A 13,698-nucleotide genomic window follows, 5' to 3' on the forward strand; every position below is an offset into this window, starting at 1 on the left:
GCTGCGCAAGGGTCGTTCGGAGGTGGAGACGCTGGTGTCGGCGGTTGGAGAGCTGCACACGCGCGGTCACGCGGTGGACTGGCGGGCGTTTTTCGCGCCATTTGGCCCGCGTCGCGTGGAGCTGCCGACGTACGCATTCCAGCGGCAACGCTATTGGCTCGACGCACCGGAAAGCCCATCGAGCGCACGTGAGCCATCACTCTATCGTGTCGAGTGGGTCGAGTGGGCCGAGCATGGATCGCCGGCTTCCAGCTGGCAGGATGCCGGCGCTCCATCGGTGGTGCCGTCTGCTACGGCGTCGAGCGAACTGCACCTACGCGGAATGGATTTGAGCGGCTTGCAAAGGGCGCTCGACGAAGGAGAAGAGGCGCCGCCCATCGTGGTGGCGGAGTGCCAGACGCAGGGCGACGCGGTGGACGCGGCGCACGGTGCAACGGCGGCCGTGCTGGCACTGCTGCAGGCGTGGCTCGGAGACGAGCGCCTCGTGTCCTCACGCCTGGTGATCGTCACCCACCGAGCGGTGGCCACGCGATCCGAGGAAGACGTCCTCGATCTCGGTGCCGCACCCCTCTGGGGCCTCGTGCGCTCGGTTCAGCAGGAGCGCCCCGACGCTTCCTTGACGCTCGTCGACACCGACGGGCACGCAGACTCGCTCCGCGCGTTTCCCATGGCGCTCGCGGTCGATGAACCGCAGCTCGCGCTGCGCGAAGGCCGCGTGCTCGCTCCGCGGCTGGCGCGCATTGGCCTGTCGGCGGAGAAGAGCCCACGCCGGATCGACCCGCATGGCACCGTGCTCGTCACGGGAGCCACGGGTGGCCTGGGGGCGCTCGTGGCCAAGCACCTCGTCGAAAAGCACGGGGCTCGCCATCTTCTTCTGATGTCGCGGCAGGGCCCATCGGCGCCGGGTGCCGGCGACTTGGTGAACGCGCTCACGGCATCGGGCGCCTCGGTGACACTGCTCGCGTGCGACGCCGCCGATCGCGCCTCGCTGGAGCGCATCTTGGCGACCGTACCCGCGGAGCATCCCTTGACGGCGATCGTTCACGCGGCAGGCGTCCTCGAGGACCGCGTCGTGGGCTCGCTGACCGCCGAGGGGCTCGCCCGCGTGATGCGGCCCAAAGTGGACGCGGCGTTCCATCTGCACGAGCTCACCCAAGGCCTCGATCTTCGTGCCTTCGTCACCTTCTCGTCGCTGGCGGGGCTGATCGGCAGCCCGGGGCAGGCGAACTATGCGGCGGCCAATGCCTTTCTCGACGCGCTGGCCCATCATCGCGCTGCGCGCGGGCAGGCGGCCCTCTCGCTCGCCTTTGGCTCCTGGGGCGGATCCGCAGGCATGGCGTCGCAGCTCGACGAAGCCGCCCGCGCACGGCTGGCGCGGATGGGCATCCGCGTCCTCGCCCCCGCCGAGGGGCTCGCTCTTTTCGATGCCGCGTTGAACCTCTCGCTTCCGGTCGTCGCGCCCGCGCATCTCGACCTCACCGCCGTGCGCCCGCCACGGCAGGAAAGCGAGCGCACCGCTCCGCACGCGTCGCTGGCGAAACGCCTCGCGCCCCTCTCGGAAGGCGACCGCGAACGCGCCCTGCTCGAACTCGTCGCGGCCGAGGCGGTGTCCGTTCTGGGCATGGCCACGGCCGCGACCCTCGATCCATCCCAGCCCTTGCAGGAGCTTGGCCTCGACTCATTGATGGCCGTCGAGCTGAGAAATCGCCTCGGTGCGGCCACCGGGCTCCGTCTTCCCACCACCTTGCTCTTCGATCATCCGAGCCCGGGCTCGCTCGCGCGCCGCCTGGGCGGGGAACTCTTCGGTGCCCACACAGAGGCGCCGGTTCCCATGGCCGGCCCCAGCGACGATCCCATTGCCATCGTCTCCATGGGCTGTCGCTATCCCGGCGGAGCCAACACCCCCGAGGACGTTTGGCGCCTGCTTCACCAAGAGGCCGACGCCATCTCCGCCTTCCCCGAAGGGCGCGGATGGGACCTCGAGGGACTCTACGATCCCGATCCCACGGCCAAAGGCAAAAGCTACGTGCGCGAAGGCGGCTTCCTCCAGGACGCCGACCGTTTCGACCCGACCTTTTTCGGCATCGGCCCGCGCGAAGCCGTGGCCATCGATCCGCAGCATCGTCTCTTGCTCGAGGTCGCGTGGGAGGCCGTGGAGCGCGCAGGCATGATTCCTGCGCAGCTGCACGGAAGCCCCACGGGCGTCTTCGTCGGGATCATCGAGCAGGGCTACAGCGCGCGCTTGCTCGACGCGGCGCCTGATCTCGAGGGGTACATCGGAACGGGGGGTACGGCCAGCATCGCGTCGGGCCGCATTGCCTATGCGCTGGGGCTCGAGGGGCCAGCCTTGAGCGTCGACACCGCCTGCAGTTCGTCGCTCGTGGCCATCCATCTGGCCTGTCAGGCGCTCCGTCGCGGCGAGTGCTCCCTCGCGCTCGCGGGTGGTGTGACGGTCATGACCACGCCGGTCACGTTCGTCGAGTTCAGTCGCCAGCGTGCTCTCTCCCACGACGGTCACTGCCGCCCGTTTTCCTCCGCGGCCGATGGCACCGGCTGGAGTGAAGGCGTCGGCATGCTGATGCTCGAGCGCGTCTCCGAGGCGAAGCGCCACGGCCATCCCATCCTCGCGGTCATCCGAGGTTCGGCCGTGAACCAAGACGGCAGGAGCCAAGGGCTCACGGCACCGAATGGTCCCTCGCAACAGCGGGTCATTCGTCGAGCTTTGGCCGACGCAGGCCTCTCGGCCCGCGAGGTCGACGCCGTCGAGGCGCATGGCACCGGTACCACGCTCGGGGATCCCATCGAGGCGCAGGCGCTGCTCGCGACCTACGGTGCGGCGCGCACGCACGAGACGCCCCTTTGGCTGGGGAGCATCAAGTCCAACCTCGGGCACACGCAGGCCGCGGCCGGCGTTGCCGGTGTGATCAAGATGGTTCTCGCCATGCAGCACGGGGTCTTGCCCAAGTCGCTGCATGCCGGCGAGGCGTCGCCGCACGTCGATTGGTCGCCAGCGACGGTGCGCCTTCTTTCCGAATCGATGCCCTGGCCGATGAACGGGCAGCCTCGCCGCGCGGGGGTGTCTTCCTTTGGGCTGAGTGGCACCAATGCGCACGTCATCCTGGAGGAGGCCCCAGCGCTTTCCGCGCGGCCGCAGGCGCAGGTCGATGCATCGGGTCCCTCGCTTGTCGTCGTTTCGGGCAAGAGCGAGGCCGCACTTCGGGCGCAGGCGGCGCGGCTTCGCGCGCACGTGGAGGCATCCCCGGAGCATTCGCTCGCCGACATCGCGCATTCGCTCGCCACGTCGCGCACGCATTTCGACCACCGCGCCGGGGTCGTCGCCGACGATCGCGAGGGCTTGCTCGACGCGCTCGCGGCGCTCGCGCGGGGGGAAGGGGCGCGCGGTCTGGCGACCGGTGCTGGCAAGGTGCGCGGCAAGGTCGTCTTCGTCTTTCCTGGACAAGGCTCGCAGTGGGCGGACATGGCGCGTTCGCTGCTCGTCGAGTCCGACGTCTTTCGCGCGGGCCTCGAAGCGTGTGCGCGCGCCCTGTCGCCGCACGTCGATTGGTCGCTGCTCGAAGTTCTTCGCGGTGATGGCGCGCGGCTGGAGCGCGTCGACGTCGTGCAACCGGCCCTCTTTGCCGTCATGGTGTCGCTGGCGGCGCTTTGGCGCTCCTGGGGTGTGACCCCCGACGCGGTCGTGGGGCAGAGCCAGGGGGAGATCGCCGCCGCGCACGTGGCCGGTGCGCTCTCGCTCGAGGACGCGGCCAAGGTGATCGCGACGCGTGGCCGCGCGCTCACGAACATCGCGGGGCGCGGCGGAATGCTTGCCGTCGAGCTCGACGCGGACGACCTTCGCCGGCGCCTCGAACCGTTCGCCGGGCGCCTCTCGATTGCCGCCGTCAATGCACCACGATCGACGCACGTTTCGGGCGAGCCCGAAGCCCTCGATGCGTTGGCGCGCGAGCTCGATGCGGCGAAGATCTTCGCCCGCCGCGTGCGTGTCGATTACGCGGGCCACAGCGCCGACGTGGAATCGCTCGAGGCCGAGTTCACCCACGCGCTTGCCGACATCGCACCGCAATCCGCGAACATTCCGTTCTACTCGACGGTGCGCGCGGGGCGGCTCGATGGCTCCGAACTGGACTCCGCGTACTGGTACCAAAACCTCCGCCAAACGGTCCGCTTGGCCGATGCGACCTCGGGGCTGCTCGAGGAGGGCCATCGCTTCTTCGTCGAGGTGAGCCCGCATCCGGTGCTCACGCTCGCGTTGCGCGACAACGTCGAGGCTTCGGATCTCCCCGCCGCCGTCGTCGGTTCGCTCCGTCGCGACGAGGGAGACCTCTCGCGCCTCCTCCTCTCCCTCGCCGAGCTGCACACCCACGGTTTGCCCTTGGACTGGAGCCGCGTGCTGCCCCAAGGCCGGACGGTTCCTTTGCCGACGTACGCCTTCCAGCGCGAACGTTACTGGCCCGATGGCCCTGCGATGCATGGCGCGCGCGCGCCGGAGAGCGCGCTCGATGCGTGGCGCTATCGGATCCACTGGAAGCCCGCGGCGGCGTCTCCCGCGAGCCATTCGCCGGTCGATGCCTCGGGCACGTGGGTGTTGGCGTTGGGGGCCGGTGCGGCGGAAACGAACGTCGTTCGTGGGCTGACCCGCGCGCTTGCCCAACGCGGTGCGCGGGTGGTCCCACTCCTGCTCACCGAGGCCGATGCCGACCGCGCGCGCCTGGCCCCACGTCTGCGCGATGCCCTCCAGGGGCTCGACGACGTGCGGGGGATCGTGTCGTTGCTCGCCGATGGCCCAGGCATGGACCGCGCCGTGGGCGAAGGTTTGGCGCCGTTGCTCGCCTTGGTGCAAGCGACGGTCGATGCGCCTCTGTGGATCGTGACCCGCGGCGCCGTCTCCGTGGGCGATTCGGATCCCGTCCTGCATCCGTCGCAGGCGCTCGCGGCGGGCTTTGGGCGCGTCGTTTCCCTCGAAATGCCCAAGCGCTGGGGAGGCCACATCGACCTTCCCGAGGTGCCCGACGACGCGGTGATGCAGCATCTGGTCTCCGCATTGGCGATGCCGCACGGCGAGGACCAACTCGCGCTCCGTCGATTGGATTCCGGCGTGTATCGGTACGTGCGCCGCCTCGTCCGGGCGCCTCTGGAGAGCACGGCGCCCGCCCGCCGGTGGAAGCCGCGCGGCACCGTCCTGGTCACCGGCGGCACGGGCGCGCTGGGCGGCCAGGTGGCGCGCTGGCTCGCTCGAAATGGTGCCGAGCATCTCGTGCTCACCAGCCGGCGCGGCGTCCGAGCGGAAGGCGCCGGCACGCTCCAGCGTGAGCTCGAGGCGCTCGGTGTGCGGGTCACCGTGGCCGCCTGCGACGCCGCGGATCACCCGGCGCTCGCCGCGCTCCTCGCAGGGCTGGAGGCCGCAGGAGATACCTTGCGCGCCGTCGTGCACGCGGCGGGGATCACGCAGCAAACGCCGCTCGATGCGATGACCATTCCCGAACTCGAACGCGTCGTCGCGGGCAAAGCGCTGGGCGCCGCGCACCTCGATGCGCTGCTCGGTGAAAAGCCGCTGGATGCGTTCGTGCTCTTTTCATCGATCGCCGCCACGTGGGGAAGCGGCGGGCAGGGGGCGTATGCGGCGGCCAATGCCTACCTCGATGCGTTGGCGGAGCAGCGCCGCGCACGCGGGCTGACGGCCACGGCCCTCGCGTGGGGCGCATGGGCCGGTGGCGGCATGCTCGAGGCCTCCGCACGCGAGCAGCTCGAGCGCCGCGGGATCAAGACCTTGGCCCCGGAGCTCGCGCTTTCCGCTCTGCAACAGGCGCTCGATCACGACGAGACCACGCTCACGGTGGCGGACGTGGATTGGTCGCGGTTTGCCCCATCGTTCGCCGCGGCGCGCGCGCGTCCCCTTCTCGACGAGCTGTCCGAGGCACGGCGAGCCTCGACCCTGGCGCCATCCGCGCACGACGAGGTGCTGCTCGCGCTACCCACGCAACTGCGTGACCTCGAGCCGCGCCATCGCTTGCGCCACCTCACGGCGTTCGTGCTCGCGGAAACGGCGTCGATCCTCGGCCACCACGATGCGTCGCTGCTCGACGCCGATACGGGGTTCGTCGACCTCGGGCTGGACTCGCTGATGGCCGTGGAGCTGGTCGATCAACTCCAAGCCGCGAGCGGAACGGAGCTTTCCTCGACCCTCGCCTTCGACCACCCCTCGCCCCGTCGCGCCGCCGCCTTCGTTCTCGAGGCCATGGCCCCGTTGCTCGGCACGATGCCGGCGAAAGCGGAGCCCTCGGCGTCTCCACGCGGCGGCGAGGACGCCATTGCCGTCATTGGCATGGGGTTGCGCTTGCCGGGTGGGGTCGGCGATCTCGATGGGCTGTGGGCCCTGTTGCAATCGGGCGTCGATGCGGTGGGGCCGGCGCCGGCCGGTCGCGGGCTCGACCTCGACGAGGTGTGCGAGGCCGCATTTCTCGATCGGGTCGATGCGTTCGACGCGGACTTCTTCGGCATCAGCCCGCGCGAGGCGAGTCACATCGATCCGCAACACCGGCTCTTGCTCGAGACATCGTGGCAGGCGCTCGAGGATGCGGGGCTCGTCCCCGCGGCGCTCGAGGATTCGCCGACCGGTGTCTTCGTCGGCATCGGACCGGGGGAGTACGGTGCGGCGCGCGCCGTCGACGCCGAGGCGGACATCTACGCGATGACGGGGACGCAGCCGTCGTTCGCCGCGGGGCGCTTGGCCTTCACCCTCGGATTGCAAGGGCCCGCGCTTTCCCTGGATACGGCCTGTTCGTCGTCGCTGGTCGCGCTCCACGTGGCATGCCAGGCGCTGCGCCGGGGGGAGTGCCATCTCGCCTTGGCGGCCGGTGCGCAGGTGATGTCGCGGGCGGAGGCCTTCGTGCTGCTCGCGCGCAGCCGTGCCATTTCACCCGGCGGGCGGTCCCGCACCTTCTCCGCGGAGGCCGACGGCTACGGTCGCGGCGAAGGCGTCGTCGTTCTTGCGCTGGAACGCCTCCACGATGCCCACGCCCATGGGCGAAAAATTTTGGCCATCGTCCGAGGCAGCGCCGTCAACCACGATGGTGCGAGCAGCGGACTCACCACGCCCAACGGCACCTCGCAGCAGAAAGTGCTGCGCGCCGCCCTCGAGGACGCCAAGCTCGGCCCCGCCGATGTCGACGCGGTCGAGTGCCACGGTACCGGCACGGTGCTGGGCGATCCGATCGAGGTGCGCGCGCTGGCGGCCGTCTACGGAGAGGGACACTCCGGCGAACGGCCGCTGTGGTTGGGCGCGCTGAAGACCAACGTCGGGCACCTCGAAGCCGCCTCCGGCCTCGCGGGCGTTGCAAAAGTCATCGCCGCGTTGAGGCACCGCGCGCTTCCGGCGACGCTGCACACGAATCCGCGCAACCCGCACATCGATTGGGAGCAGCTGCCCGTGCGCGTCGTCGACGAGCTGCGTCCGTGGCCCGCGCCGGAGGGGCGAGCTCGGCGCGCGGCGGTTTCGGCCTTTGGACTCTCGGGTACCAATGCCCACGTGATCCTCGAGGAAGCGCCCGAGGGAGAGCCCCCGGCGGCGGCCCGCGAGGACGCGCCCTGTCCGTTGCCGATGCTGCTTTCGGCCAAGAGCGATGCAGCGCTGAGCGCGCAGGCCACGCAGCTTCGCGCGCACCTCGAGGCGCATCCCGAGCTCCACCGCGTCGACGTGGCGTTCTCGCTGGCCGTGGCGCGTTCACAGTTCGAGCGGCGCGCGTCGGTCGTTGCGCGCGATCGCACCGAGTTGCTCGAGGGGCTGACGGCCCTTGGTCGCGGGGAGGCGCCGAGGAGCGTGGCACTCGGCCACGCCAAGGAAGGCGGAAAGCTCGCGCTGCTCTTTACCGGCCAGGGAAGCCAGCGTCCCGGAATGGGGCGCGGTCTCTACCAGGCCTTCCCCGTGTTTCGCGAGGCGCTCGATACGGTGTGCGCCCGCCTCGATCGTGAGCTGGAGACGCCGCTGCGCGAGGTGCTTTTCGCATCGGACGGAGAGCCGAATGCGGCGCGCATCCATCGAACGGGGTTCGCGCAGCCGGCCCTGTTCGCCCTGGAGGTCGCGTTGTTCCGCCTGGTCGCATCGTGGGGCGTCGAGCCCGAGTTTCTGCTCGGGCACTCCATCGGCGAGGTCGTCGCGGCCCACGTTTCGGGGCTCCTGTCGCTGGACGACGCGTGCACATTGGTGGCCGCCCGCGCATCGCTCATGGAACGGCTTCCCTCGGAGGGGGCGATGGTCGCACTTCAGGCCTCCGAGGCAGACGTCGTCCCGCTCCTCGAGGGGCGTGAGAACGAGGTCTCCATCGCGGCGATCAATGGCCCGAACGCCACCGTCGTGTCGGGCCAGGAGACCGAGGTCCTGGCCATCGCGCGGCGGATCGAAGCACTCGGCCGCAAGACCGCGCGCTTGGTCGTGAGCCATGCATTCCACTCGCCGTGCATGGACGGGATGCTCGAGTCCTTCGCCGGTGTGGTGCGCGGTCTGTCGTTTCGCCCGCCGCGCATTCCCATCGTCTCGAACGTGACGGGAAAGGTCGCGACGTTCGAGCAGCTGGCGTCGCCCGATTATTGGGTGGCCCACGTGCGCCGGGCGGTTCGCTTCTCCGATGGCCTCCAGAGCCTCGAGGCCGAGGGCGTTCGGCACTACCTCGAGCTGGGGCCCCACGGAACGCTCTGCGCGATGGGGCGCGAAGCCTCGGTGCAGGGGACGTTCTCGCCGGCCCTGCGCAAGGATCGCCCGGACGAGGAGACGTTGCTGCTCGCCCTCGGCGAGGTGCATGCCCGCGGCCACGCCGTCGATTGGGCGGCCTTCTTCGCGCCGCTCGGAGCTCGCCGTGTGGACCTTCCGACGTACCCGTTCCAACGCGAGCGCCATTGGCGTGCCAGCGCGCGCGCCTTCGGTGGCGGGACCGCGGTGTCGAGCGGGCGTTACCCTCTCGCGGGCGATCGCTACGATCTGCCGGATGGCTCCGTTCTTCACACGCTGGAGATCGGGCCTCGCGTCCAGACCTACCTGGAGAGTCACGTCGTTTACGGGCGCGTCGTGGTGCCGGGCGCGTTTTACGTGGCCGTCCTCCTGGCCGTCGGCGAGTCCCACTGGCCTTCGCAGGCCATCGAGATCCGCGACGTGCAGTTCCTCCGCGCCCGCAGCTTCGAGCGCCCCGACGAACGTGCCGTTCTGCATGTGCAGCTCACCGCCCTTCCCGAGCAGGACGCCGGCTGGTCGGCCATCGTTTCCACGCGCATCGACGGCGTATGGACCATTCATGCATCCGCCGTCGTCGCGTGCATGGCCCCCGGCGCCTCGCGGACGAGTGCGCCGCGGCCGCCGTCCGATTCCGCGCTCGAAGCAAGTGACGCGCGCACATCGCTCGACGAGGTTCTGCGCTCGGTGCACATCGAATGGGGCCCCTCGTGGTGGTGGCTCCGTCGCGCGAGCCAGCCACGGGAGCGCACGGGCCTCGGGCACCTCGAGGCGCCCCCGGGGGTCCCCGCGAACGACGCGCCGCTGCCGCCCGGCTTGATCGACAACGCGTTCGCCCTCGTGCGCTGGAGCAAAATGGACGCGGAGCGCGGGCCGGAGGCACACCCCGATGTCCCGAAGCTGCCGTTCGCCATCGAACGCATCGTTTGGTACGGACGCCATCACGATGCGCCGTCATGGGCGGAGCACGAGGTGCGAAAGGGTGACGGCGACCGCGACGTCTCCGATCTGACCTTTTGGGACGAAGCAGGCAGCCCGCTCGGGCACATCGAAGCGTACACGACCCAGAGTGCGCCAGTAGACCGCTTCCTCGGCGATGACGTGAGCAAGAACCTTCACGGCGTCGTCTGGGAGCCTCGGCCCTTGGAGGCCGCCGAGCCCCCGCTCCGGATCGAGACATGCGTCGATCTGGCGGCACTGGGCGACGACGTGCCGGACGTCGTCGTCGTGCGGTGCGAACGCGATGGGCTCGACCCCGCGCGCGCGGCCCACGATGCGACCCATCGCGCGCTCTCTCTCGTCCAAACATGGCTCGAGACCCCGAGGTTCTCGCAGGCGCGGCTCGTCTTCGCGACCCGCGGGGCCATCGCCGCGAGGCCGGAGGACGATGTCGCCGATCTCGGCCACGCGGCCCTTTGGGGGCTCGTTCGCACCGCGCAATCGGAGCATCCGGAGCGGGCCATTTCGCTGCTCGATCTCGACTCGAGCGAGACGTCGCTCCGTGTCCTGCCCGCCGCGATTGCCAGCGGGCTTCCTCAGATGGCGCTGCGCGGCGGCCTGGCATCGACCCCCGAGCTCGTGCGGCTCGCGGGAGGGGCGGGGACGGCGCGCCCCTTCGACCCCGAGGGTACGGTGCTGATCACGGGCGGTACGGGCGGCCTCGGTGCGTTGGTTGCGCGGCACCTCGTGCTCGCGCACGGCGTCCGGCATCTTCTCCTTCTCGGGCGGCGTGGACCGGAAGCTCCGGGCGCCGATGCCTTGACGCGCGAGCTGGCCGCGAGCGGTGCCCGCGTTCGCATTTGCGCTTGCGACGTGGCCGACATGGACGCGCTTCGAGGCGTCGTGGCCTCCATTCCGTCCGAGCATCGCCTCACCGGCGTCGTTCATGCGGCGGGGGTGCTCGACGACGGGGTGCTGCGCACGCTCTCCGCCGATCGGCTCGCACACGTGCTCCGCCCCAAGGTGGATGGCGCCATGAATCTGCACGAGCTCACACGGGACCTCGACCCGGCCGCGTTCGTGCTCTTTTCGTCGCTCTCGGGCGTCGTCGGCGCGCCAGGGCAGGGCAACTACGCGGCCGCCAACGCGTTCCTCGATGCCCTCGCGCACCATCGTCGATCGCTCGGATTGCACGCCGTCTCGCTGGCCTTCGGCCCATGGGCGGAAGGAAGCGGCATGGCGACGCGCCGTGGCGGTTCGGACTTGGCGCGGATGAATCGCGCCGGGGTCGCGGCCATTTCGACCGAAGACGGCCTTGCCCTCTTCGATGCGGCCCTCGCGCGCTCCGAGCCTTTGCTGGTTCCCGCGCGCCTGCAGCGCATTCCCGTGCGCCAGCCCGTCGCGCACCGGGTCGAGACGCTTTCATTGCTCAAGCAACGACTTGCGCCGCTGTCTCGAGCCGAACGCGAGCGGACGCTGCTCGAGCTCGTGCACCGTGAGGTGGCCACCGTTTTCGGTCTCACGACGCCGAAGAGCGTCGAGTCCCACCGGCCCCTCCAGGAGCTCGGGCTCGACTCGTTGTTGGCCATCGAGCTGACCAACCGCCTCGCCGCCGCGAGCGGCGTGCGCCTGCCCGCGACCTTGGTCTTCGACCATCCGACCCCCGCGGCGCTGGCGGCGCGCCTCGAAGAGGAGACGGAGCCCGAGGCGGGCGAGCTCGCCGCACCGGCATTCGCGGAGCTCGACAGGCTCGAGGCTGCGCTCTCGGCCGCGCCGCCCGACGAAGCGACACGGGCGAGCCTCGGTACGCGTCTGCGTTCGCTTCTGTCCAAGTGGGGTGCGGCCGCCGGCGGTGCGGACGTCGCAGAGGTTCGAACCGCCACCAACGAAGAACTTTTCGACTTCATCGACCAGGAAGTCGCCGACATGGAGCTTGGCCAGTGACCGAAGAAGAGAAATTGCGCGCGTACCTCGAGAAGGCGACGACCGCCCTGCGTCAGACCCGGGAGCGGCTCCGCGACATCGAGGAAAAGGCCCACGAGCCGATCGCCATCGTGTCCGCGAGCTGCCGTTTTCCTGGCGGCGTCCGTTCTCCCGAAGATCTTTGGCGGCTGTTGCAGGACGGCGTCGATGCCGTGTCGGCGTTTCCCGGCGAACGCGGTTGGGCGGATCTGTACGATCCCGATCCGGAGGCCAAGGGAAAGAGCTACGTGCGCGATGGCGGCTTTCTCTACGACGCGCACCACTTCGATCCGGGCTTCTTCGGCATCAGCCATCGCGATGCCCTGACCATCGACCCGCAGCAGCGCTTGCTCCTGGAGGCGTCGTGGGAAGCCTTCGAGCGTGCGGGCATCGATCCGGCATCGGGCCATGGCCGTGAGGCGAATGCCATCGGCGTGTTCGTCGGGGTCATGTACAACGATTACGGCGCGCGTCTGCTCCACGCGCCCGAGGCCTTCGAGGGAAACATCGCCATCGGCAGCGGTGCCAGCATCGCGTCGGGCCGCATCGCGTACACGTTCGGCCTCGACGGGCCGGCCGTCACCGTGGACACGGCCTGCAGCTCGTCGCTGGTCGCGATCCACCTTGCCTGCCAGTCGCTGCGCAAGAACGAATGCGCGCTCGTCTTGGCCGGCGGCGCCACGGTCATGGCCACGCCCACGGCGTTCATCGAGTTCAGCCGCCAACGCGGGCTTTCCCCGGATGGGCGATGCAAGGCCTTCTCCGATGGCGCCGATGGTGTCGGCTGGGGCGAAGGCGTCGGCTTGCTGCTGCTCGAGCGCCTCTCGGATGCGCGCCGTCACGGCCACCCGGTGCTTGCGGTCATTCGCGGCTCGGCGGTGAACCAAGATGGACGGAGCCAAGGGCTCACCGCGCCCAACGGCCCCGCCCAGCAGCGCGTCATTCGCCAGGCTCTCGCCCATGCCCAGCTCACCCCCGCGGATGTGGACGCGGTGGAGGCCCATGGCACGGGGACGACCCTCGGCGATCCCATCGAGGCACAGGCTCTCCTGGCCACGTACGGAAAGGGACGCACGCCGGAGCAGCCTCTCTGGCTGGGCACCATCAAGTCCAACTTGGGGCACACCCAGGCCGCGGCGGGCGTTGCGGGCATCCTCAAAATGGTGCTGGCCATGCACCATGGCGTGCTGCCCAAGACGCTGCACGCCGAGGTGCCGTCGCGTCGCGTGGACTGGACCGCGGGCACGATTCGCCTTTTGACGGAGCCGGTGCCGTGGAACGAGCGAGGCCGTCCCCGTCGCGCCGCGGTCTCGTCGTTCGGCATCAGCGGGACCAACGCGCACATCGTGCTCGAGGAGGCACCGCGCGGTGCAGATGCCGCGCGGACGGGGGGCGCTGCACCGTCGTGGCCGATCCTGCTCTCGGCCAAATCGGAATCGGCGCTGCGTGCGCAGGCGGGGCGGCTGCGTGAGCATCTCGCCTCGCAGGCGGAAGGGGCGCTCGGCGATGTGGCCTTTTCGCTGGCGACCACGCGCGCCCACTTCGAAGAGCGCGCCGCGGTCATCGCGGGGGACCGCGCGCAGGTGCTCGAGGCGCTCGGCGCCGTGGCCGCGGGGCAGCCTTTGGCCCACGCGGTGGTCGGTCACGCGAAGGGCCGGGGCAAACTCGCGCTTCTCTTCACGGGGCAGGGGAGCCAGCGCGCGGGCATGGGGCGGGAGCTGTACGCGACGTACCCGGTCTTTCGCGACGCCCTCGACGCCGTGTGTGCGCGCTTCGATGCGCATGGGGATCGGCCTCTGCGTACCGTGCTTTTCGCGGCCGATGGCTCGGAGGACGCAGCACGGCTCGATGAAACGCGTTTCACGCAGCCGGCACTTTTTGCGCTCGAAGTCGCATTGTTTCGGCTCGTCGCCTCGTGGGGGCTCGAGCCGGATTTCCTCATCGGGCATTCGGTCGGCGAATTGGTCTGTGCCCACGTGGCCGACGTCCTCTCGCTCGACGATGCGTGCACCTTGGTCGCGGCGCGCGCGCGGCTCATGCAAGATTTGCCGCCGGGCGGT

General features: G+C 70.1%; 2 protein-coding genes (both only partly in view). Both read left to right on the forward strand.

The genetic code is table 11. From position 1 onward, the window contains the following. Positions 1-11,620 carry the 3' portion of an SDR family NAD(P)-dependent oxidoreductase gene (locus LVJ94_13930; GenBank protein WXB08331.1) on the forward strand. The gene continues 6,890 nt to the left of window position 1, outside the view, so only the last 11,620 of its 18,510 coding nucleotides appear in the window; the start codon falls outside the window, past its left edge; the stop codon is at positions 11,618-11,620. Continuing rightward, positions 11,617-13,698: the beginning of an amino acid adenylation domain-containing protein gene (locus LVJ94_13935; protein ID WXB08332.1), read on the forward strand. The gene runs 17,145 nt beyond the window's last position; the window shows 2,082 of its 19,227 coding nt (coding positions 1-2,082); its start codon is at positions 11,617-11,619; its stop codon lies beyond the right edge, outside the window. The genes LVJ94_13930 and LVJ94_13935 overlap by 4 nt, the downstream gene beginning before the upstream one ends.

The sequence above is a fragment of the Sorangiineae bacterium MSr11367 genome, from assembly GCA_037157805.1.
GTDB classification, from domain to species: domain Bacteria; phylum Myxococcota_A; class Polyangia; order Polyangiales; family Polyangiaceae; genus Pendulispora; species Pendulispora rubella.